Below are 22,815 nucleotides of genomic sequence, written 5' to 3'. Positions count from 1 at the left end.
CGGCACGCTCGCGATCGTCTCGACGTTGTTGACGACCGTGGGCGAGGCGTAGAGGCCGACGCGCCCGGGGCGGTCTCGGTGGTCGTGTCGCAGGCGGGCGTGCTCGACCTGAGCGAGGGGCAGCGGCGCGGGATCGGCACCGGGGCGGTCGCCGGGGCGCTGCGCGGCGACGAGGCCGCGCTGGCGGCGGCCGACCCGCTGCTGCGGCTGCCGCTGGGCGTGCCGGTGGTCGTGGTGCAGGGGATGGCCGACGGCCTGGACCTCGTCGACATGTCCCGCCGCTACGCCCGGGCCGCGCTGGCCGCCGGTGACCGGGTGGTCCGGCTCGAACTGGCCGCCGACCATTTCGACGTGATCGACCCGCGCACGCCGGCCTGGGCGGCCACCATGGACGCGGTCGGCGAAATTTTGACGTGAGAGTGAACAGCAACCGCTAGAACAGGCGCGGGGTCACCACCGACACCACGGTGGTGACCCCGTCGGTGTCGTTGTAGAGCCGGTGCGGGGTGCTGGAGCGCAGGTGCAGGCTGTCGCCCGGGAAGAGCCGGTGCTCGATGCCGTCGACCTCGTAGAGCAGTTCCCCCGACACCACGTAGGCGAACTCCTCGCCGGCGTGTCCGTAGGCCTCCTCGCGGCGCCCGCCGGGGGCGATGTGCACGACCATGGGCTCCAGCACCAGGTGCGGGCCGCGGTCGGAGAGCATGCGGTAGGTGACCTGGCCGGAGACGTACTCCGTCGCGCCGTTCTGGGCGCGGGTCAACGTGAAATGGTCCGGCAGGTCGTCGGTCGGCGCCGGCGGCGGTGCCGCCTCGTCGTCGGTGTGGAAGAACTCGGCGACCGGGCGGTCCAGCGCCGCGGCGACGCCGTTGAGGGCGGTCAGACCGATCGCCGAGATGCCCCGCTCGACCTGGGAGAGGAACCCGATGGACAGGCCGGAGCGGGTGGCGAGACCGCGCAGCGTGAGCCCGCGCTCCTTGCGGAACTGGCGCATCCGCGCACCGACCAGCGCCTGCCCGTTGTCCTCGACGTGGTTCTGCCTCGCCGTCGTGCGCACCTTCGCACCTCCTGCCGAAACTTGTTCAATGCTATCGAACTTCGTCCGGCGGCGAGGACCCCTGGCACGCCGTCATCGGCGGTGCCCGTGCCGCACCACTCGATCCCGGACTCGCCGAACCGCCACGGGTGCGACAACATCGGATGATGGGAGGCAGATGCCGGTCGGTTGGGGGAGTGCCACCATGACCAGAGACATCACGTACCGCAGCATCTGCGGCGCGACGCTAGGGCAGGAGGCCGGACCGCGACGGCCGGCGGGCGCGGGTGGATATGCCGCGCCCCCGCCGCCTCGGGCCGGGGGCAGCGGGGGCGCGGCGGGGACCGGTCAGCTGACGCCGGTGACGGCCTTGACCAGGTTGATGCCGAAGTAGATCACGAATGCGATGGCGACCGCCCACATCAGCGGGTGGATCTGGCGGGCCTTGCCCTGCGCCGCCCGGATCACCACCCAGCTGATGAAGCCGGCGCCGATGCCGTTGGTGATCGAGTAGGTGAACGGCATGAGGGTCATCGTCAGGAAGGCCGGGACGGCGACACCCACGTCGGTGAAGTCGATGTCCTTGACCTGGCGAATCATCAGCGCGCCGACGACCACCAGGGCCGGGCCGGCGGCCTCGCTCGGCACCAGCGTCACCAGCGGGGTGAGCAGCAGCGCGCCGAGGAAGAGCACGCCGGTGACCACGCTGGTCAGGCCGGTGCGGCCACCGTCCGCGATGCCGGAGGAGGACTCCACGTAGGTGGTGGCGGAGGAGGCGCTGCCCGCGCCGCCGGCGACCGCGGCGACACCGTCGACGAAGAGCACCTTGCCCAGCCGGGGCATGTCGGTGCCGTCCGCGGTGGCCAGGTTGGCCTGCTTGGCCAGGCCGACGGTGGTGCCCATCACGTCGAAGAAGTCGGCCAGGACGAGGGTGAAGACCAGCAGCAGCGCGGTCATCACGCCGACGTGCGCGAACCCGCTGAACGACACGTGGCCGATCAGGTGCAGGTCGGGCTTCTGGACCAGCGGGTCCGGCAGGGTCGGGACGTTGAGCCGCCACCCGTCCGGGTTGGGCTTGCCGTCGAGGAAGGCCGCACCGGGCTTGGCGAGCGCGTTGACGATCACGGCGAAGGCCGTGGTGGCCACGATGCCGATCAGCACGCCGGCCTTCACCTTGCGCGCGGCCAGGATGCCGGTGACCAGCAGGCCGACCACGAAGACGACCGTGGGCCAGCCGTGCAGCGTGCCGTTGCTGCCCGAGCCGAGCTGCAGCGGTACACCGGTGCTGGGCCGGACCAGACCGCCGTCGACGAAGCCGATCAGCGCGATGAACAGGCCGATGCCGGCGGCGATGGCCGCCTTCAGCTCGGCGGGGATGGCCCTGAAGACGGCCTTGCGGAAGCCGGTCAGCACCAGCACGGTGATGATCAGACCCTCGATCACCACCAGGCCCATCGCCTCGGCCCAGCTCATCTGGGAGGCGACGGCGTACGCGACGAAGGCGTTCAGGCCCAGGCCGGTCGCCACGGCGAACGGGACCCGGCCGACGACACCCATCATGATCGTCATGACCGCGGCGACGAGCGCGGTGACCCCGGCGACCGGCGCGATGCCGAGCAGGTTGCCGTGCTTGTCCGGGGCGGTGCCGATGATCAGCGGGTTGAGCACGACGATGTACGCCATCGTCGCGAAGGTGGTGAGCCCGGCAAGCACCTCACGCTTGACCGTCGAGCCCCTGCGAGTGATCTCGAAGTATCGGTCGAGGCGGCCGCGGGCGGCGGGTTCCGCTGGTTCGACCGGGATATCAGGATCCTGCGTAGTCACGCTCATGGCGTGGCCTGCTCCGTTCCGGGTTGGCCCGCCGGACGCGCCGGCCGGGCGGTGGGGGTGGCAGCCGCTCCGCATCGGTTGGCCCGGAGAACGTCGGAGACGACTGGGCTGCACGGATCCCGCGCAGCCCTGCGAAGCCGAACCTTGGTCGGGGCACGGCTTCGCAGCGCCACTCTAACCGCCGGTGAACAGCAGTTGACCTGCCAATGTGTGTCGCTTCGAGGCGAGGTGGGCAAGCTCACGCCCGGGACGGGTGGCGGCGCCATCGCGACGCGGTGGGGGTCATCGGTGTGCCGGTCGCAGGACCCGTTCGGGGGGCGCCGGCTCGCTCGCCGGGGCAACGGCATCGATGTCGACGGGCAGATGGCGCGGGCCGCGCAGGATCGGGCTGGGCCGGTACGGCGGCGGGTCGGCGACCAGCCGGGGGTGTACCAGGCGGCGGGCCAGGGCGGTCAGCGCGACCTGGGTCTCGACCCTGGCGAGCGGGGCGCCGTAGCAGTAGTGGATGCCGCTGCCGTAGCCGAGGTGGACGTTGTCGGTGCGGTCGGGGGCGAAGCGGGCGGGGTCCGGGAAGCGGGCGGGATCGCGGCTGCCGGCGGCGAGCATCAGGATGACCGGCGAGCCCTTCGGGATGATGGTGCCGGCGATGTCGAGGTCGGCCAGCGTGGTACGGCTGGACAAGAACTGCACCGGGGGCTCGTACCGCAGCAGCTCCTCGACCAGCGGCGTGATCAGCAGGGGCTCGTCGCGCAGCCGGTCGATCACGTCGGGGTGGCGCAGCAGGGTGAGCGTGCCGTTGGCGATGAGGTTGACGGTGGTCTCGTGCCCGGCGACCAGCAGCAGCGAGGCGGTGCTGATCAGGTCGGCGCGCGACATCGGCGCGCCCGGGCCGGTGTCGGTGAGCATGCCGGACATCAGGTCGTCGCCGGGCCGGCGGGCGTGGGCGTCGGCCAGCCCGTCGAGGTATGCGCCGAGCTCGGCGTTGATCTCGGCCCGTCTGCGCTGCCGCTCGGCGAACGTGCCGGTGGCCGGGTCGACGGTATCGATGATCGCGTCGGCCCAGTGGTGGAAGCGCGGCTGGTCCTCGCGCGGCACGCCGAGCAGCCGGCAGATCGCGGTCACCGGCAGCGGGTAGGCGAACTCGTCCACGATGTCGACGCGGCTCCTGCCGGCGAAGTTGTCGATCAGGCCGTCGGCGATCTCGGTCAGCCAGGGGCGCATGCCCTCGATGCGCTCGGGGGTGTGTGGCGGCCCGAACGGCCGCGTGGCCAGTTCCCGGAGCCGGTCGTGCTCGGGCGGGTCGCGGGAGATGAAGGACAGCGGCAGCCCGGACGGGCCGTTCTGCGACGCGGACGGGGTGCCGGCCAGGTCGGGGTGGTTGCGGGGGTCGGAGCTGACCCGGTGGTCGTGCAGCAGCGCGACGATCTCGTCGTAGGTGCTGACGAGGTAGGTGCCGTCGGGCTGGCGCGCCACCGGGGTCTTGCGCAGCTCGGCGTACAGCGGGAATGGATCGGCCCGGTTGGCGGGGTCGAGAATCTGCTCGAAGATGCTGGACTGTGCCATGGTCGGTGCCTTTCCAGCCGGCGCGTCAGTGGTGGTGGAGCAGCTCGGCGCGCCGTTCGCTCGGGTCGTGGCCGGTCACCGAGACGGTGGCGTGGCGGTTGCGGATGCGGTCGCCGGGAATCTGCGCCGCGACCGGCTGCCCGATGGCCGGTTCGTCGACCCCGTGCAGATCCGGCGGGAACGGCGCGCCCGCTTCGATCATGCTCTGGTACGACTCCAGCCACTTGCCCTGGTTGAACCCGACGGCGGCGGTCAGGCGGCCCCGGTAGCCGTAGGCGGCCACGAACCGGCGCTGCCCGACCGAGCCCTGGGCGACGACGACCTGGTCGGCGAGGGTCGGCACCCCGACGGATTTGATGTTGGTGCCGAACTGCGCCGACCAGAACACCGGGACGGCCAGGTGCGGCCATCGCTCGGCCGGGACGCTGATCATGTTGTGGGCGGCGATGTGGGCCTGGGCGACGGCGTTGCCCCAGTGCTCCAGGGCCAGGAACTGGTAGTCGTACAGCGGGTGCGGGAAACGCGCCACGTCACCGGCGACGAAGACGTCGTCGGTGACCAGCCCGGCGGCGTCGAAGGCCCGGCAGCCGGCGTCGCAGCCCACGCCCCACTCGCCGACGGCCAGGCCGCAGTCGTAGAGCCACTCGGTGTTGCGGACCGCGCCCAACGCCACCACGGCCACCTCCGCGTCCACGGTGCTGCCGTCGGACAGGTGGGCGCGGCGCAGCCGCCCGGCGGTGTCCCCCTCCAGACGCGTGACCGTGACCCCGCAGCGCAGGTCGACGCCGTGTGCACGCTGCAGGTCGGCGGCCACCGCGCCGATCACCGCGCCCAGCGCGCCGACCAGGGGTGTGGGCCCGCGCTCGACGAGGGTGACCGCCAGGCCCCTGTCCCGGCAGGTGGAGGCGACCTCGGAGCCGGTGAATCCGCCGCCGATGACCAGCACCCGGCGGGGGGTTTCGGCCAGCCGGTTGCGCAGCGCGGCGGCGTCGTCGCGGGTCCGCAGCACGAACACGCCGTCGAGGGCCGCCTCGTCCGCGTTGAACCAGGGCCGGGCCCGGGTGCCGGTGGCGATCAGCAACCGGTCGTAGCCGACGACGCCGCCGTCGCCGAGGTGCACCTTCTTGCCGGCCAGGTCCAGCCCGGTGGCGGGCACGCCGAGCAGCCACCGCGCGTTGAGCTCGTCGACCCGGGGGAGCGTGGTGTGCTCCGGCGGCACCCACCCGCCGAGGACCTGCTTGGACAGCGGCGGCCGGTCATAGGGCCGGTGCGGCTCGTCCCCGATCATCGTCAACGAGCCGGTGAAGCCCTCCTGGCGCAGGGTCGCCGCGGCGGCCAGGCCGGCCAGCGACGCGCCCACGATCACGATCCGGCCGTGCCGGCGGAGCCGCTCGATCGCCGCGTCGTGCCCGTCCGGCGAGGGCCGCCCGGCCGTGCGCGGCCACCCGGCCGCCCGCGACCATGCGCCCGTCCCCGAGGACACCGGCGGCCCGGTCGTCGCGGACTCCACCGCGGCCTCCGTGTCGTCGACGTGGTCGACCAGGATGGCCTGCACGGGGCAGGCGGCGGCCGCCCGCAGCACCCGCTCACGCTGCGCCTCGTCGGGCTGCGGGTCGTACATCAGCGCCTCGGCGCCGGACATCCGGAACACCTCGGGAGCGAGGAAGGCGCACTGCGCGTAACCCTGGCAGCGCGTGAGGTTCACGACAACCCGCATGGCCGCACCCCCAGCAGAAGAGGTATCCGCTGTGTCCTGCCCGGCGGTCCCACCGGCAAACCCGCCCGCGCACGACGGACCACGCGGACGCCGGTCGGGGCCGGCGGGGAGATACCTCAGTTCGCGGCGGTGCTCGCCGCGAGGGCGTGGACGGCGAGGTTGCTGAAGCAACGCATTCGCCCATCGTCGGCGCGGACGCCGGCCCGGGCAGGCGGGAAAGTACCTCAGTTCGTGGCGGCGCTCGCCACGTACCAGGCGGCGATCTGCGACCGGGAGCTGAAGTTCATGCGGTACCGAGGGGGCTGGCTCTAGCGCGGCAGCGGTTGCGTGCCGCGGCCTTTGAGGCTGCCGCGCAGCGTGCCGTCGGCGCCGGGGGTCGTCGCCTCGACGGCCAGGCACAGCGTGCTGTCGCGGTTGAGCCAGTTGACCTGCAGATCGGTGCGCTGCTCGAGGCTGGGCAAGCCGAGGTACCGCGCGGCGGCGCTCGCGCAGGCGGTCTCGGTCGCGTCGTCCTCGCCGCGGGGGACGGTGCCGACGAACTCGGCGGCGTGCGGCTGCGCGCAGTCGATGAACCGGGCATGGTCGTCGTCGCCGGCCAGGCAGGTGATGGCGAGCGGTCTGGTCCCGCGCAGGCCGTTGCGGAGGCTGCCGGATCGCGCGACGGGCTTCTGGTCGGTGTCGGCGATCTCCGCGAGCGCGCACATCAGCGTGCCATTCATCGGGTCGTGGCTGCCCAGCGTCGTCAAGACCGTCCGGGACAGCTCCCACGGGCCGCCGAGGAACTCCTCGGCCTCCCGGCGGCACAGCCCCTCCGGATCGGTCAGCCCGAGCATGCCGATCGCCTCGAACTCGTGGCTCTCGTCGCAGCCGACCGAGCGCGTCTTGGCCGGGACCGACGCGAACTGCGCCAATGGGCTGGACTCGCGCACGTAGCAACCGAGGCCACTGTCGCCGGATGTCTCGTGCCACCACAGGACCACCGTCGCGACCATGGCCACCGCCAGCCCGCCGATGAGGATCTTCGTCCGCACGGACGGGCACACTAATGTCCCGCAGCCGTCCGCTCAACCCCGATTCGCCGGAGGGCGGGTTGTGGAGCCTGAAAGGCCGGCGGGGCGGCTGCCGTGCTGCGGTAGGCGATGGCCCCGGCGGAGCCATCTGCCGCCCACCGGCCCGCGCCAAGCCCACCACCATCGCAGTCCGCGGGGAATGGCAACGCCGGGCCTTGACATCAGGTGCTCATTGGTGCGACGGCATGTAACGCCTGAGGGATGCTCGACGCCCCGAGGCGCAGACCCTCCAGCAGGTCGTCCGCTCAGTACCGCCATCGGGTCGCGGCGACGACGTCGGCCGGCTCGCGGCCGGCGAACAGCTCGGCCTCGCCGCGGCGCACCGCGAGAAACGCCTCGAACAGCGCATCGCCCATGGCGTCGCGGAGCCCGGCGTCGGCGCGGAGCCGCTCGATCGCCTCCGGCAGCGTGGCCGGCAGGCGGGGCGGCTGGTCGCCGGGGCCGAGCGACGCCGGGTCGCCACGCACCTCGGGCGGCAGCCGCAGGCCGGCGCCGGCCGAGTCCGCGGCGATCGCGCAGACCGCGCCGACCACGAGGTACGGGTTGGCGGCGCCGTCGCAGGCCTTGAGCTCGGCGTTGGCGCACCGCTGGCCGGCGCCCGCCGGGCCGGCGACGAAGCGCAGCGCGGCCTCGCGGTTCTCGTGGCCCCAGCACTGGAACGCCCCGGCCCAGCGCTGGGGCACCAGCCGCAGGTAGCTGGCCACGCTCGGGACGCCGACGGCGCACAACGCCGGCAGCCGGTCGAGCACCCCGGCGAGGACCGACTCGCCGCGCTGCGTCATGCCGTAGGGGCCGGGACCGCCCGCGAACAGGTTGCCCTGCCCGTCGTGGACCGAGAAGTGCAGGTGCGAGCCGTTGCCGACCTGGCCGGCGGAGACGACCGGGGCGAACGACACCCGCAGCCCGTGGCGGACCGAGACGGCGCGGATCGTCTGGCGCACCAGGACGTTGAGGTCGGCGGCGGCGACCGGGTCGGCGGCGGCGATCGAGAGCTCCAGCTGGCCGGGGGCGTACTCCGGGTGGAACTGCTCCACCGTGACGCCCTGGGCGGCGAGCGCGTCGAGCACGTCGACGGCGTACGACGACAGCTCCACGACGCGGGTCATGCCGTACGCCGGGCCGGTGGACGCCGGCCGCGGGTCCGGGTCGTCGGCCCCGGCGAACCACTCCACCTCGAACGCCATCCGCAGCGTCAGCCCCGCCGCGGCGGCCCGCTCGGCCATCGCCCGCGCGAACAGGCGCTGGCACGGACGGTACGGCGCGCCGTCCTGGGTCCAGCGGTCGACCGGCGCCCACGCCCACCCCGGCTGGGCGGCCAGCACGGTCAGGCGCTCCAGGTCGGGGAAGAGGCGCAGGTCGCCGGTGGGGCCGCCGATGTGCGCGCTGGTGGTCACCGAGTCGTCGACGAGGAACACGTCGAACACCGGCGACATCCCGACGCCCTCGACGGCGGCGTCGGGCAGCCGGCGCACCGGCACGGACTTGACCCTCGTGATGCCGGCGTTGTCGACCCACGTCATCGCGACCGCGTGGACCCCCTCGGCGGCGAGCACGCCGGCCGCGTCGCGCGCCCGTGCGTGGTCCTGCTCGGCCGTCGCCCGCCGGTTCATGCCCGTGATTCTCGCCGGACCGCGGCGGGTGGGGCGCGGGTCCGCGCCCCGCCTCACCGGCCTTCTCACCCACCGGCGCCGTCCTGCGGGCCGGCGAGACCGGGCACCCGCCGGCGCCGTTCTGCGGGCCGGCGAGACCGGGCCACGAGAAAGCCGCCGGTGAGTGGGCCGCGATCACGGCCCGCCCACCGGCGGCTTCGACTATCTCGGGTCAGTCCTGGCTGGTGACCGTGAAGGGCAGCACAACCTTGGCCCCCGAGTCCGCGCCCGCCAGCGTGAGGCTGGTCGAACCCGGTACCGCCGCGCCCGGAACGCTGATGGCCACGGCGGAGATGACGCCGTCGCCGTTCGCGCGGACGGTCATGGTGTGCAGGCCGTCACCGAAGGTGATGGTGACCGCCTCGTTGCGGGCGAACCCGGAACCGTCGACGGTGATCGCCGTACCGCGCGGGCCCTCGGTGTCCGACAGGGTCACCTCCGGCTGGTACGCCGGCTGGGCCGACCCGGCCATCTCGACCGTGGCCGTCGCCGGGGCCTGCGAGGATGCGCCCTCGGCGGTGACGGCGTACAGGCCGGGCTCCGCGTCACGCGGTGCCGCGAGCGACGCGTGCACCGATCCCGCCGCGGAGGCCTTGACCGTCACGTTGCTCACCGCGTCGAGCGTGATGCTCACCTGCTCGCCGGCGGCGAACCCGGTGCCGTTGACGGTGATCGTGTCACCGGCGCCGACGGACGGCGAGGCCGAGATCGTCGGCTGCGCCCCGGGGCCGCCCACCGTCACGGTGAACGTCACGGTGCTGCTCGACAGCGTGTCCCACACGGTCACGTGCACCGTGTAGGTGCCGGTCTGGGCGTAGGCGTGCGTGGCGCTGATCGCACCGGACGCGTTGACCGTGGCGTCCTGCGGAGCCGTGCCGTCACCCCACTGGACGCTGGCGTGGTAGCCGGTCGCGTCGGTGACGCCGCCGGTCACCGAACCGAGCGCGGCGTTGAGAGCCTGCCCGGCGGTGGCCGCCTGGTCCTTCGGGGCCGTGGTCTTCAGGGCCGCGGCCGGCGTGCCGTCGTTGGCGATGGCGAACACGTGGATCCGGCCCGTCGAGCCGGGGTCACCGGTCTGCGCGGGCAGCTTCACCGAGACGAGCGTCTTGCCCGCCGGGATCTGGTACGGCGCGGTGGAGAACAGGAACGGCTGGGCGCCGTCCCGGCTCGTGCCGAGCAGTCGGTACCCGGACTTGGCCACGATGATGTTGCCGTAGGACGGCGTGCCGTTGGGGTTGCCGCCGAGCGTCCAGTCGCTCATCTGGATCGGGATGTTGGCCGTGGTGCCGTCGCTGAACGTCGCCGTGCCGGTCGTGTTCTGGTTGCCCTGTGTGCCGGCGCCGATGAACGAGATGCTCTTGGCGTCGGACGGCAGGTTGAGCACGATCGTGTTGGCGTTGCCGGTCGCGTTGTCCAGCGCGCCGGCCGGGACCGCGGGCAGCGTGAAGTTCAGCGCCGTGCCGGGAACCCCGTGCGGCTGGCCCTGGGTGACGCCCGCCGCCGCGAGCGCGGCCCGGTCGTACGCCCAGTTCTTCGCGTCGCAGTTGGCCGCCCGGACGCCCTCGTCACCGATGCAGACGTTGTCGAACGCGGCGGTGAGGCTGGACTTCGGCGCGTAGGCCACGTCGACGCCCACTGTCGCCGTGCCCTGGCTCGTGCCGTCGGTCACCGTGACCGAGGCCTGGTAGTAGCCGGGCTTGGCGTAGGTGTGCGAGCCGCTGACGTTGTACACCGCCCGCGAGCTCAGCGTCGTGGTGCCGGGGGTGGCCGGCGTGCCGTCACCCCAGTTGATCGTGGCCTGGTAACCGCTCCCGGTGCCCCCGACGACGGAGGCCAGCGGCACCGACACCGCGGCTTCGGACAGCGCGTGGACGGTGTCCACGGCGGTGACCGTGATGGCGCCGCCACCGAGCTGTACGTCGCCGCCGGCCAGCAGCTCGATCTCGGCGAGGTTCGCCTGCGCGGCGCCGGTGGTCTTCGTCACGACCAGGCGGAACTGCGTGAACTGCCCCGGGTTGCTGATCCGGAACGGCCGGGTCTGGTTGCGCCACGGGAACGTCTGGCCGGTGCGGGAGTCGACGGTGGTCCAGGTGATCCCGTCGGTGGAGCCCTGCAGCTGCCAGTCGGTCGGGTCGCCCGCCTTCGCACCCGAGGTGAGGGTGTAGTACGTCGGCGCCTGGCCGTCGCCGCGGTACGTCCAGTTGATCTGCGGCGTGCCGGTGGCGAACGTCATCTGCGTGGTCGACGAGTCGTCGAACAGCTTCGACGCGTCCTGTCCGCCGGTCGCGGTCGCGGTGCCGAGACCGGGGCCGGTGGTGTCCTGCAACGGCTTCGGCGTCGCGTTGCCCTTGGTCAGCGACGGCGGCGCTTCGTTGTTGCCGGTGCCCCACGACGACGGGTTCGGCCCCATCTGGAAGTCGATGGTGCCGCCGTTCACGAGAACGGACGAGTCGATGGAGGTGACCTTCTGCTTCTTGCCGTTGACGTTCACGCTCTGCACGTAGACGTTCTTGGTGCTGTTGTTCGCGGCGTTGACGACGATGTCGCCGCTCTTGCGGTGGACCGTCATCTGGCTGAACAGCGGCGAACCGATGGCCCAGTTCGACGAGCCGGTCTGCAGCGGGTACAGGCCCAGCGCGCTCAGGACGTACCACGACGACATCTCGCCGTTGTCCTCGTCACCCAGGTAACCCTGGCCGATCTCGCTGCCGACGTAGAGACGCTGCAGGAGCTCCCGCACGATCGCCTGCGTCTTCTGCGGCGCACCCACGTAGTTGTACATGTAGGGGATGTGGTGCGACGGCTGGTTGCTCATGCCGAGCTGGCCCATGCGGACCGCACGCGCCTCCAGCATCTCGTGGATCGTGCCGCCGTACCCACCGGGGTGGTCGGCGTTCTCCGGCGTGGCGAAGAACTCGTCGAGCTTGCGCTCCAGCGCCTTCGTCCCGCCGTACAGGTTGGCCAGGCCCTGGCCGTCCTGCTGCGCGGTGAACGCGAAGTTCCAGCCGTTGGTCTCGGTGTAGACGCCACCCCAGTCCAGCGGGTTGCCGTTGAGGAACTTGCCGGAGGCGTTACGCCCCTGGAAGAACTTCGTGTTCGGGTCGAAGAGGTTGACGTAGTTGCGGGCCCGCTGCAGGAAGTACTGCGACTCCTCCTTGAGACGGTCGCGCTCCTCCTTCGGCGTGTCCTTGTCCTTGGCCAGGGCGGCGGCCATGTTGCCGATGCCGTAGTCGTTGATGAATCCTTCCAGCGCCCACGACACCGACTCGCCGGTGGAGGTCGGCGTGTAGCCGAGGAACAGCGATGTCTCGATGCCCTTGCGGCCGACCCCGCTGCGCCCGGCCGCGACCGTCGCGTCCTTGACCGCCGCGTTGTAGGCGGCCATCGTGTCGGGCAGCGTCACGCCGTTGAGGTACGCCCCGGCGAGCGCGACGTCCGCACTGGTGCCGGTCATCAGGTCGGCGTAGCCGGGCGACGACCAGCGGGCGATCCACCCGCCGTCGCGGTACTGCTGGACGAAGCCGTCGGCGATCTTCGCCGCGACGTCCGGGTACAGCAGCGAGTACGCCGGCCAGACGGTCCGGTAGGTGTCCCAGAACCCGTTGTTGACGTAGATCTGCCCGTCGACGATCTTCGCGCCGGTGGTGGTGGCGGTCGACGAGCCGGTCGCCGCCGAGACCGGGCTCGCGTACTGCCAGTGCGGCGCGTCCGCGGTGCCGGTGTTCTCCGACTGCGAGTTCGGGTACAGGTTCAGGCGGTACAGGTTCGAGTACAGCGAAACCAGCTGCGTCTCGGTCGCGCCGCGCACGTCGACCCGGCCGAGCCGGTCGTTCCACGCCGCCTTCACGGCGGCCCGGATCTCGTCGAAGCTACGGCCGGTGACCTCCAGGTCGAGGTTCTTGCGGGCCTGGGCGACGGAGAGGAACGACGTCGCGAGCTTCAGCGTCACCTGCTGGTTCGTCGAGGTGTCGAACGTGGCGGACGTGGCCGAGGTCGTCCTCGGCGCCCGGTCGAACGTGCCGGACACGAACATCCGGCTGCGACCGACGGACAGGCCACTGCCGTTGTCGACCCAGCCGGTGAAGGTGCCGTCCGTGCCGATGGTGAACGTGCCGTTGTAGAAGACGAGGCTTCCGGTGCTCCCCGTGGGGAAGGTGAACTGCATGATGCCGCCGTGGTCCGTGGGCGACATCTGCGCGATCAGGCCGTTGGTCGTCTTGACCCGGTAGAAGTCGGGCTGCGCGATCTCGTCGTTGTGGCTGAACGCGAGGGCCCGGCTGCTCGGCGTCCCGGTGAGGGAGCCGCCGGCCGGCACCGGCATGACCGACATCTGGTTGCGGTCGCCCATCCACGGGCTGGGCTCGTGGGAGATCGCGAGGCCCTGCAACGTGGGCAGGTTGGCCGAGTTGTTGGCCTTCTGGTACTCGTACTCCCACGAGTTCGACGTGGCGTTGGTGACCGGCGTGAAGAAGTTGAAGCCGTTCGGCATCGACGAGAGCGGCAGGTTGTTGCCGCGCGAGAACGAGCCCGAGGCGTTGGTTCCGCGCCGGGTGTCGACGTAGTTCGTCCGGCTGGAGCCGTCGATCGGGACCGGCGAGCCCGCCACGGTGACATCGTCGAGCCAGCCCTGGAACCGGGTCGCGGCGGTGGCCTGCGGGTCGTCGTAGGCGAGCAGGATGCGGTCGATCGTCTTGCCGTTGGCGACCGCGCCGATGTCGGACTGCACCGCGTTCCACTGGTCGGCGAAGAGCACCTTCGAGGCGCCCTGCCCGGCGGGGGTGAGTGCGTACCCGTGCTGGTCGAGCGCCGAGAGCCCGCTGAGGTAGCTGCCGTCGGTGAAGTGCAGGTCGACGGCGGCGTAGGTGGACGGGTACTGGGCGTCCTGCTTGGTGTACTCGGGGAAGATCTTGTAGGACAGCCGGCTCTTCGGCCCGACGGGGATGTTCACGTCGAAGAGCTTGTTGGTCGCGTACGCGCGGCCGTCGGTCTCGGCGCCGCCGGCGTAGCGCAGCGAAGCCACCCCGGTGAACCCGGTGCTCGGCCGCATGTTGTAGCCGCTGACCGGGCCGGAGCCCACGACGCTGACCATCGGGGTGGCCGGCGGCTTGGCGTTCGAGCCGTCGCTGATGTCCCAGTCGGCGAGCTGGACCAGCGAGTCACCGGAGTTCGCGGTGATGTTCAGCCGGTAGTAGCTGTACGCGGTGGTGTTGGTGAAGCTGTAGGTGTTGGTGGCGAACCGCCCGCTGAAGGACTGGCCCGTGCGCCGGTCGAGGTCGGCCCACTGGCTGCCGTCGTTCGACCCCTGCACGGTGAAGTCCTTGGGGTCGCGGCCCGGCGCGTCGTCCGCGGAGGTCAGCGAGTACTTCACGACCGTCGTGGGATTGGCGAGGCGGTAGGCGACCCAGCCGGTCGGATTGAACGCCAGCCACTTGGAGGACGGGTTGCCGTCCTTGAGCATGGCCGCGGTCTCGTTCGGCGGGTTCTCCGCGCTCGCGGTCACCGCGCTGACCTGGTTGAGCAGGCTGCCGGGCAGTCCGGTGGGGCTCGATCCGCTCAGGTTGCCCTGAACCGGTTTGCCGTTCGCGCCGACCTCGACGGTGCTGGCCGGCGGGCGCTGGTCGTTGGTCTCGAATGAGGAGCTGAAATCGCCGGCCGGCGCCGCGGCGCTTGCGGTGGTTGCGGCGACGAGCAGCCCGACGGGCAGCAGGAGTGCGGTTGCTCCGGCTAACCGTCGGCGGGACAGGGGGGAACCTACTAGGGCGCCGATGGGCACCTTCATATGGAGCTCCAGGGGAGGGTGATCTCGGGCGCGCGGGAACGCGCCCATTGGAGATCGCCAGCCTGTCGCCGCCTGACAGCGTTGTCAAGATACATCCGTGCAATCATCCAGAAACGGAAATGATCACCGCAGCTCACCGCCCTGGGGTTGAGGCAAATCGGCCGGGCGGAAGCGATTAAATCGCACAAAAGGCCCGCATCGCCTTGTCAACGTTGTCGCTGGTGGAGGCCGGCGCGCCGTACGACGACCGGCTGGTCCGCGACGGCGTGCGCGACCCGGCGGCCGCCGGCCGCGTCGTCGCGGAACTCCTCGACCGGCCGGACCCGCCGACGGCCTTCTTCAGCCTCACGCGACGATCCGGAGTGGGTGCTCGAGCAGAGCGGTGAGGGTGGCGAGGAACTGGGCGGCGAGTGCACCGTCGATGATGCGGTGGTCGGCGGTGATGGTGTAGCGCATGCGTCTGCGGGCGACGACGGTTCCGCCGGCCAAGGCCAGCTCCTCGCGCGCGGCGCCGACCGCGAGGATCGCGCCCTGGGGTGGGTTGACGATCGCGGTGAAGTGCTCGGTGCCGTACATGCCGAGGTTGCTGATCGTGAACGTGCCATCACGCATGTCGGTGGTGGCGAGCGTGCGGTCGGTGGCCTTGCGCACGAGTTCGCGCGTCGACGCGGCGATGGCGGTGACCGATGCACGGTCGGCGTCGCGGATGACGGGGACGAGGAGTCCGGCGGGGGAGGCGACCGCGATGCCCACGTGGATCCGGTGATGGATCAGCGTGTACCCCTGGTCGGCCGGCGAGTACGAAGCGTTCACGCCGGGGTGCGCGCGCAGCGCGAGCGCAACGGCGCGCACGAGGAGGTCGTTGACGCTGACCTTCACACCGGTGTCCCCGTACGCCTGGTTGATCTGGGCACGCAGGGCCAGGAGGTCCTCGACGTCGGCCGAGGCGGTGGCGGTGAACGTGGGTGTGGTCGTGGCGCTCTCGGTGAGCCGGGCGGCGATGGCCTGACGGATGGCGTCGAACGGCACCGGCTGCGGCTCGCGTGGATCGGCCGTGGGTACGGCGGGAGCGTCCGCCCGCACCGGTTCGGGGGCGGTGCCGCCCGTGTCGGCAGCCGCGGGCACGGCATCGAGATCGGCGCGGATGATGCGTCCGCCGGGGCCGGTCCCGGTCACCGTGCCCAGATCGATGCCGCGTTCCCGCGCGAGCCTGCGGACCAGCGGCGTCGCGGCGCGTCGCTGCGGACGGACACCGGCCGCGGAAGTCGCCGGCGCTGCCGCTGCTGTATCGGCCCGCGTGCGCTCTGTCTCGACCGTATTGCCGGTTCCGTTGTCGATCCGGGCGATGGGGGCGCCGATCGGGGCGTTCTCGCCCTCGGGGACGAGGATCTCGGCGAGGGTGCCGGCCTCGTAGGCCTCGTGCTCCATGATCGCCTTGTCGGTCTCGATGTCGACGAGAACGTCCCCGGGAGCAACGGGATCGCCCGGCTTCTTGCGCCAGGCCGAGATGCCACCCTCGGTCATGGTGTCGGACAGGCGCGGCATGAGAATGTCGATCATGATGGTGTCCTCCTCTCAGCCGCGCCGGGCGACGGCGTCGAGCGTTGCTCGGATGGCGGTGATCGCGTCGTCTACCGAGGGCAGCGCGGCGGTCTCCAGGGGTTTGGCGTAGGGGAGGGGCACTTCGGCCATCGCGACCCGTCGCACGGGGGCGTCGAGCCAGTCGAAGGCGCCGTCGGAGATCGTCGCGGCGATCTCGGCGCCGATGCCGTAGGTGAGCCAGTCGTCCTCGAGCACGACGGCGCAGTTGGTCTTCCTGACCGAGGCGATGATCGTCTCCCGGTCGAGGGGCCGGAGGCTGCGCAGGTCGACGACCTCGACGTCGATGCCCTCACCGGCGAGCCGGCCGGCGGCCTGGAGCGCGACGGCGGCCATGCGTGAGTAGGCGACGACCGTGATGTCGGCGCCGTCGCGGGTGATGGCGGCCTTGCCGATCTCGGCGGGCTCGTCGTGGTCGGGGACCTCGCCGGTGGTGTTGTAGAGGGCGAGGTTCTCCAGCACCAGGACGGGGTCGTCGTCGCGGATCGCGGCCAGCATGAGCGACTTCGCATCGGCGGGGCTGGACGGGGCGACGACCTTCATCCCGGGGACGAACGCGTAGTACAGCTCGATGTTCTGCGAGTGGGTGGCCCCGAGCTGTTGCCCGCCGCCACCGGGGGTGCGGATCACCATCGGCACGCGGGCCTGGCCGCCGAACATGCCGTAGATCTTCGCGGCGTGGTTGACGATCTGGTCCAGGGCGAGCAGCGAGAAGTTGATCGTCATGATCTCCACGACCGGCCGCAGCCCGAGCATCGCCGCGCCGATCGCGGCGCCGGTGAATCCTTCCTCGGCGATAGGGGTGTCCCGGACCCGCTTGGGCCCGAACTCGGCGAGCATGCCCGCGGTGATCTTGTACGAGCCTTCGAACAGGCCGATCTCCTCGCCGATCAGGAAGACGTTCTCATCGCGGAGCATCTCGCCGCGCAGCGCGTCGTGCAGCGCCTGGCGGTAACTGATCACGCTCACTGGTCCACCATCCTCATGCCGGCATCTGCACAAGCTCGGCGACGTTCGGTCGCGGCGGCGGCGGGAACAACGCGTCGCCCGGGAGGCGGCGGGAGTCGTTCGGGACGGGCGTGGCGTAGGTGTAGTCGAACAGCGTCGAGACATCCGGGTGCGGGCTCGCGTCGGCGAACTCGGCCGCGGCCGCGACCTCGGTGGTCGCCTCGGTGTCGATCCGGGCGATGAGCTCGTCGGTGAGCAGCCCTTGCTCGTGCAGGCGCACGGCATAGGCGGCGACCGGGTCGGCCGCCTTGAGCGCCTCGGCCTCCTCGCGGCTGCGGTAGCGGGCCGGGTCGACGACGGAGTGCCCTTTGAGCCGGCCCGACACCGTCTCCAGGAGGTACGGCCTGCCCTCCCGGGCGCTGGCCAGCGCCACCTGGGCGGCCTCGTACACCGCGGCGGGGTCGTTGCCGTCGACCCGGGCCGAGGCCATCCGATAGGAGGCGGCGCGCTTGTGCAGCTCGGGCTCGGCCGAGGACCGCTCGACGCTGGTGCCCATGCCGAGCCCGTTGTTGATCACCACGTACACGATCGGCAACCCCCACAGGGCCGCGATGTTGAGCGACTCGTGGAACGCTCCGATGTTCGTGGTGCCGTCGCCCATCAGGCACACGACCGCCTCCGCGCCGCCGCGGTAGTCGATCGCCAGTGCGGCGCCGGTCGCGAGCGGGACCTGGCCGCCGACGATCCCGTAGCCGCCCATGAAGCGGGAGGCGATGTCGAACATGTGCATCGACCCGCCCCAGCCGCGGGAGACTCCATCGACCCTTCCGTACAGCTCGGCCATCACCCGCCGCGGGCCGATGCCGCGCGCGATCGCATACCCGTGCTCCCGATAGTTGGTGAACACGTAGTCCTCGGCCCGCACCGCCGCCATGAGCCCGGCGACGGTCGCCTCCTCGCCGAGATTCAGATGGCAGTAGCCGCCGACCTTCGCCTCGGTGTACGCGCGCGCAGCCCGCTCCTCGAAGCGGCGGACCAGGACCATCTGCCGGTAGAACGCCAGCAGTTGGTCGTTGGTCGCGGCGCCGGCAGCCTGCCTTCCAGCGGCCTGCCTTCCGGCTGGCGGCGAGGACCGTGCGGTCCTGGTGGTCGGGGGCATGTGGGATCTCCTTCTCGCCCGGGCGCGCCGCCACCGGCGATCGATCGGATCCGGCGCGCTGTCGCGTGAACCTCAACGGTGATCGGGGTCAACGACGACCAGTTAATGAAACGAACTGCGGTTCATTATAGGATCGGGGGGAAGGTGTTGTCGATCGCGCGGAGTCAGGCGCTGTCACGAGGAGGCACGATGGTCACCAGCGGCGCGGCGGCGCCTCGTAGGAGAGGGCGCCCGGCCGAGGCTGAACGCGCTCAACGCCGTGACGACATCCTCGACACGGCGGTCCGGCTCTTCGTCGCGGGCGGGTTCCGTCAGGTCACCCTCGACGACATCGTCGCCGAGGCGCACGTCACCAAGCGCACGATTTACGCGTACTTCGGCGACCGTACCGAGATCTTCCTCGCCGCCGTCGAACGGCTCCGCCAGCGCACCCTCGACCGGCCCGCCGACGACGACAGCCTCGAGGATCTCGCCGCCAAGATTGTCTTCGCGCTCCACTCCGATGAGGCCGTCGGCCTGCACCGGCTCATGATCACCGAAGCGCGGAACTTCCCCGACCTGGCCGAGCGGTTCTACCGCGACGGACCTCAGGCATACATTGCGGCGCTCAACGAGCGACTGCCCGAGCCTGATCCCGACCGGGCGCGGTCCCTGTTCACGCTGCTGCTCGGCGAGCCCCATCGGCAACGGCTCCTCGGCCTGTGCCCCGCACCCAGCCGCGCGACGGCCGCCGAGCACGCCCGGACCGCGCTCCGCCAGCTCGGCATCCCCTCAGCGATGCGACCCGAGCCCGATCGCGGCTGAGTCCATAGCGGTACAACGCCTGCGCCTCGGCCGTTGCGGCCGTGATGTCGTCGAGTTCCTGACCGGGCATCGCCGGCGTGCGGAGGAAGAGATGGTCGTGAGCGTTCGTGACGCCGAGCTGATCGGAGCTGACATCGCCGAGCACCGTGCGTGCCGATGCCGGATGGTTCACGGCTGGTCCGGCTCGCTGACGTGCAACACGGTGAAGAGCGTGACGTCATGCGGCACCGTTGCCAGATCGGGTCCGGCGACCGTCGTGAACTCGATGGCCTGCCAGGTCGTCGGATCGATGCCGGCGAACGCGAGGTGCGTGCCCGGATGTTCGGCTCGGGCGCCCACTGCGGCCTGCAGCGCCTCCGCCGCCGCAACGAGATCGGCGTCCCGGTCGATCGGCGTGGTGCGCAACAATGCATGGGTGACGTCCGACTTTGCGCACCCGCCGGCACCGAGTGCGGCCGGCACCCAGGTGTGCACCTGCGGCCGGCCGAAGGAGCGCACGATGCCGTCGAAACCTTGGCCACCCCACAGGAACTCGGCGGCGGCGCCGCTGTCCGCCCACAGGTAGAAGGGTGCGTATTCGTTCACCCGCGACCCGTCGACGCCGGCCTCGCGGATGCAGTACGCCTTGCACCGAAGGCCTCGGCGATTGTCGAGCGCGCTGCCTCTCGTTCGCACCCGGGTCCGAATGATCCCCATGTCGTAGTCGGCTGGCAGCGCGATCGGGTACTGCATCAGCAGCTGTCCGTGCTTCACCGCTGCACCGCCAACGGGTAGCCGTCGACGGGCTCCAGCCAGCGCACGGAGTCGCGGCCGGGCGCCTCGGTCTGGACGGCGACGTGGGTCATCGTGGACTGTGCGGCGGCCCCGTGCCAGTGCTCCTCGCCCGGGTCCGTCCACGCCGACACGCCGGGACGCAGCTCGATGACGTGGCCGTCGCGGGTGCCGACGTAGCCGGAGCCGTCGGTGCAGATCAGCAGCTGGCCACGCTCGTGCGCGTGCCATGCGGTGCGCCCGCCGGCGTCGAAGCGCACGACGTAGGCGTGCAACTGCGGGTCCTCCGGGGGCGCGAGGTGCAGCCCGGAGACCGAGCCGGTGAAGCGTTGGTCGTTCGCAAGCTCGGTCAGCGCGGCGTCGATCCGCCTCATGGGGTTCCTTTCTCGGGGCGGCCGAATGCGTCGTCGTGCACCGTCGCCGATGACGGCCAGTGCGTGTACATACTAGTAGGTACAACAACGCGCGGGCAAACCTCGTTTCCCCTGCGATCGTCATGAGGACGAAGCCGGGGCGGCTCGGCTGGTAAACGATTCGGCCGCGGTGGCAACAGAAGTGTGTGATCCCATCCAACCCGTGGTCCGCGCGGATGAGCCGGCGCCGGTTCGTCGGTGGCGCGGCAGTCGCTGGCATGGCGCTCGCCGCCGGCTGCGCGCATGAAGATGACGACGCATTCGGCGCCGGTGTGCTCGCGGGCGGACCGGCGGAGCAGTTCACGCCGCCGACGGCCAAGCTGTCCGGGGCGCTGCGGATCCTCGCCTGGAGTCATTTCGTGCCGACGTACGACCGCTGGTTCGACGGCTTCGCCGGCCGCTGGGCCGATCGGGTCGGCGTCGACGTCGCCGTGGACCATGTCGATCTGGGACAGATCACGACCCGGGTGGCGGCCGAGATCTACGCCGGCCGCGGGCATGACCTCATCCAGGCGGTGGCGCCGTTGCCGCAGTTCGAGCCGGCGGTGCTGGACCTGACCGACCTCGTCCACGAGGCCAACCGGCGGTGGGGTTCGCAGCTGGAGCTGTGCCGGCGCTCGAGCTTCAACCCGGCGACGAACCGGTACTTCGCCTACGCGCCGGGCTGGGTTCCGGATCCCGGGAACTTCCGGCGTTCGATGTGGTCGAAGATCGGCCTGCCCGGCGGCCCGTCGAGCTGGGACGAGCTGTTGCACGGCGGGACCGAGATCCGCCGCGCCACCGGTGTCCAGCTCGGGCTCGGCATGTCGCAGGAGCTCGACTCGAACATGGTCGGCCGATCCCTGCTGTGGTCGTTCGGATCATCCATTCAGGACGGCGAGGGCCGGGTCACGCTCGACGCGCCCGAGGCCGTCGACGCGGTGGAGTTCATGACCCGGCTGTACCGCCAGGCCATGACCGACGAGGTCTTCTCGTGGATCCCCAGCTCCAACAATCAGGGGCTGGTCGCCGGGCGGCTCTCCTACATCAGCAACTCGATCTCCGCCTGGCGTACCGCGCAACGCTCCACCCCCGCGGTCGCGGCGGACATCGAGTTCGTGCCGGCGTTGGCCGGACCGGCGGGTGCCATGGCCGCGCACCACCTCGTGCACAACTGGGTCATCCCGAAGTACGCCACCGGGGCCGCCGCCGGACAGGAGTTCCTGTTGCACTACACCGCGAACTTCGCAGCCGCCACCTACTCGTCGATGCTGTACGACCTTTGCGCCTGGCCGGGTCGTACCCCGGAGCTCACGGCCTGGCTGCGGCGCGACCCGTTTCGCGCCGACCCGCCCGCCAAACTGGCACTGCTCGTCGACGCGGCCCGGTGGAGTGCGGACCTCGGCCACCCCGGCACGGCCAACGCCGCCATCGGGGAGGTGGCCGGCAGCTTCATCATCCCCGACATGTTCGCCCGCGCGGCACGCGGCGAGGTCAGCGCCGCGGTCGCGGTTGCCGACGCCGCGGCGCGGGTCCGGTCCATCTACGCCAAATGGCAGGCCCGCGGGCTGGTGGCCTGATGGGACAGCACGCATTGGCGCCGCGTGGGCGCCGCGTCCGGGATCGTGATCGCGCGCTGGCATTACTGTTCGTCGTGCCGACCGTGGGTTACATCGCCGTCCTGATCGTCGGGCCGGTCGTGCTGGCCGTCGCGTACGCCGTGTCGGACGTGACCGTCGCCGACCCGGCCTTCGACTGGGCCGGACTGGCCAACATCGAGGCTGTGCTGGCCGATCCCGTGTTCTGGCGCTCGCTGCTCAATACCTGCGTCATCACCGTGGCGACCACGTCGCTGGCCGTGGCCGGTGGCAACGTGGTGGCCCGGCTGATGCTGGCCCCGGTGCACGGCCGCTGGCTGGTGCGGCTGTGCGTGCTCATGCCGTGGGTCACCCCGGTCACGATGTCCTCCGTCGCGTGGCTGTGGATGCTCGATTCGATCTACTCGCCGCTGGACTGGGCCGGTCGGCAGTTCGGCCTGCTCGGCGACGGGCAGAGCGTCAACTGGCTCGGCCGGCCCTCGACGGCCATGGCCTCGGTGGTGGCCGTGCAGGCGTGGCGGCTCACCCCGCTCACTGCCGTCATCATCATGGCCGGGCTCGTGGCGATACCCCGCAACATCTACGAGGCCGCCCGCATCGACGGCGCCGGGCGCTGGCTGCGGACCCGCTTCATGACGGTGCCGCTGACCGCCCCGATCGTCGCGGTCGCGGCGCTGTTCTGCGCGGTCTTCACGTTCGGCGACATGGCGGTGGTGCGGGTGCTGACCAACGGCGGCCCGACCCATGCCACGGAGGTGCTGGCCACGCTGGCGTTCCGCAGGGGCATCGACGGCGGCGACGTCGGCCAGGGTGCCGCCGTGGCCCTGTTCCTGCTGCCCGTACTGCTGGCCGCGACGCTGACGATCCTCGGCCTGGTGCGCCGGATGGTGCTGCGGTGATGCC

The 22,815-nt window shown here is 71.4% G+C and carries 16 protein-coding genes and 1 pseudogene; 5 read left to right on the top strand and 12 right to left on the bottom strand.

The annotated features are described in order from the left end of the window. Positions 1-417 (top strand): annotated as a pseudogene (locus AB0M46_RS02795) (hypothetical protein); the annotation flags it as partial. A gap of 16 nt (positions 418-433) precedes the next feature. Here AB0M46_RS02795 and AB0M46_RS02790 read toward each other — a convergent pair. From AB0M46_RS02790 to AB0M46_RS02760, 7 genes are all read right to left on the bottom strand, one after another. Continuing rightward, positions 434-1,054 (bottom strand): cupin domain-containing protein, encoded by a 621-nt coding sequence (locus AB0M46_RS02790; RefSeq protein ID WP_363332514.1) that lies wholly within the window; start codon positions 1,052-1,054, stop codon positions 434-436. 327 nt (positions 1,055-1,381) lie between these two features. After that, the gene (locus tag AB0M46_RS02785; RefSeq protein ID WP_363332513.1) at positions 1,382-2,863 is read right to left on the bottom strand and encodes an NCS2 family permease; all 1,482 of its coding nucleotides are present in this window, start codon (positions 2,861-2,863) and stop codon (positions 1,382-1,384) included. A 282-nt stretch (positions 2,864-3,145) separates the two neighbouring features. Next, complete coding sequence (locus AB0M46_RS02780) at positions 3,146-4,426, bottom strand: cytochrome P450 (RefSeq protein WP_363332511.1); 1,281 nt, start codon at positions 4,424-4,426, stop codon at positions 3,146-3,148. 25 nt (positions 4,427-4,451) lie between these two features. Continuing rightward, positions 4,452-6,143 carry an FAD-dependent oxidoreductase gene (locus AB0M46_RS02775; protein WP_363332509.1) on the bottom strand — a complete coding sequence of 564 codons (1,692 nt, stop codon included), beginning with the start codon at positions 6,141-6,143 and terminating at the stop codon, positions 4,452-4,454. 308 nt (positions 6,144-6,451) lie between these two features. Then, positions 6,452-7,174: a septum formation family protein gene (locus AB0M46_RS02770; RefSeq protein WP_363332508.1), complete on the bottom strand. Its 723-nt coding sequence runs from the start codon at positions 7,172-7,174 to the stop codon at positions 6,452-6,454. A gap of 284 nt (positions 7,175-7,458) precedes the next feature. Further along, positions 7,459-8,823: a glutamine synthetase family protein gene (locus tag AB0M46_RS02765; protein ID WP_363332507.1), complete on the bottom strand. Its 1,365-nt coding sequence runs from the start codon at positions 8,821-8,823 to the stop codon at positions 7,459-7,461. A gap of 211 nt (positions 8,824-9,034) precedes the next feature. Further along, the gene (locus AB0M46_RS02760) at positions 9,035-14,641 is read right to left on the bottom strand and encodes a GH92 family glycosyl hydrolase (protein WP_363332506.1); all 5,607 of its coding nucleotides are present in this window, start codon (positions 14,639-14,641) and stop codon (positions 9,035-9,037) included. A gap of 203 nt (positions 14,642-14,844) precedes the next feature. On the opposite strand from AB0M46_RS02760, the gene AB0M46_RS02755 reads away from it, so the two are divergent. Then, positions 14,845-15,027: a hypothetical protein gene (locus AB0M46_RS02755; RefSeq protein WP_363332505.1), complete on the top strand. Its 183-nt coding sequence runs from the start codon at positions 14,845-14,847 to the stop codon at positions 15,025-15,027. On the opposite strand, the gene AB0M46_RS02750 is transcribed toward AB0M46_RS02755, so the two are convergent. From AB0M46_RS02750 to pdhA, 3 genes are read right to left on the bottom strand one after another with little or no spacing between them, the layout of a single operon-like run. Beyond that, positions 14,987-16,201 (bottom strand): dihydrolipoamide acetyltransferase family protein, encoded by a 1,215-nt coding sequence (locus AB0M46_RS02750; protein WP_363332504.1) that lies wholly within the window; start codon positions 16,199-16,201, stop codon positions 14,987-14,989. The genes AB0M46_RS02755 and AB0M46_RS02750 overlap by 41 nt on opposite strands. Positions 16,202-16,216: 15 nt before the next feature. Further along, on the bottom strand, positions 16,217-17,209 hold the full coding sequence (locus tag AB0M46_RS02745; RefSeq protein ID WP_363332503.1) for an alpha-ketoacid dehydrogenase subunit beta: 993 nt from the start codon (positions 17,207-17,209) through the stop codon (positions 16,217-16,219). Between the two features lie 13 nt (positions 17,210-17,222). Then, a complete protein-coding gene (gene pdhA, locus AB0M46_RS02740) occupies positions 17,223-18,347 on the bottom strand; it encodes a pyruvate dehydrogenase (acetyl-transferring) E1 component subunit alpha (RefSeq protein ID WP_363332502.1) in 1,125 nt (374 codons plus the stop codon). Positions 18,348-18,425: 78 nt separating this feature from the next. On the opposite strand from pdhA, the gene AB0M46_RS02735 reads away from it, so the two are divergent. Beyond that, entirely contained in the window at positions 18,426-19,151 is a 726-nt protein-coding gene (locus tag AB0M46_RS02735) for a TetR/AcrR family transcriptional regulator (RefSeq protein WP_363332501.1), read from the top strand. Positions 19,152-19,319: 168 nt separating this feature from the next. On the opposite strand, the gene AB0M46_RS02730 is transcribed toward AB0M46_RS02735, so the two are convergent. After that, on the bottom strand, positions 19,320-19,883 hold the full coding sequence (locus AB0M46_RS02730) for a DUF4865 family protein (protein ID WP_363332500.1): 564 nt from the start codon (positions 19,881-19,883) through the stop codon (positions 19,320-19,322). Positions 19,884-19,900: 17 nt separating this feature from the next. Then, positions 19,901-20,296, bottom strand: coding sequence for a cupin domain-containing protein (locus AB0M46_RS02725; RefSeq protein WP_363332499.1), 396 nt, complete (start codon positions 20,294-20,296; stop codon positions 19,901-19,903). A 257-nt stretch (positions 20,297-20,553) separates the two neighbouring features. On the opposite strand from AB0M46_RS02725, the gene AB0M46_RS02720 reads away from it, so the two are divergent. Together AB0M46_RS02720 and AB0M46_RS02715 are read left to right on the top strand one after the other, a co-directional pair. Next, the gene (locus tag AB0M46_RS02720; protein ID WP_363332498.1) at positions 20,554-21,894 is read left to right on the top strand and encodes an extracellular solute-binding protein; all 1,341 of its coding nucleotides are present in this window, start codon (positions 20,554-20,556) and stop codon (positions 21,892-21,894) included. 74 nt (positions 21,895-21,968) lie between these two features. Beyond that, complete coding sequence (locus AB0M46_RS02715; protein WP_363332497.1) at positions 21,969-22,811, top strand: sugar ABC transporter permease; 843 nt, start codon at positions 21,969-21,971, stop codon at positions 22,809-22,811. Positions 22,812-22,815 lie beyond the last annotated feature (4 nt).

It is taken from the genome of Dactylosporangium sp. NPDC051485 (assembly GCF_040682015.1).
GTDB lineage: Bacteria > Actinomycetota > Actinomycetes > Mycobacteriales > Micromonosporaceae > Dactylosporangium.
The sequence above is the reverse complement of the archived record's forward strand: the minus strand, read 5'-3'. Positions and strand labels throughout refer to the sequence as shown.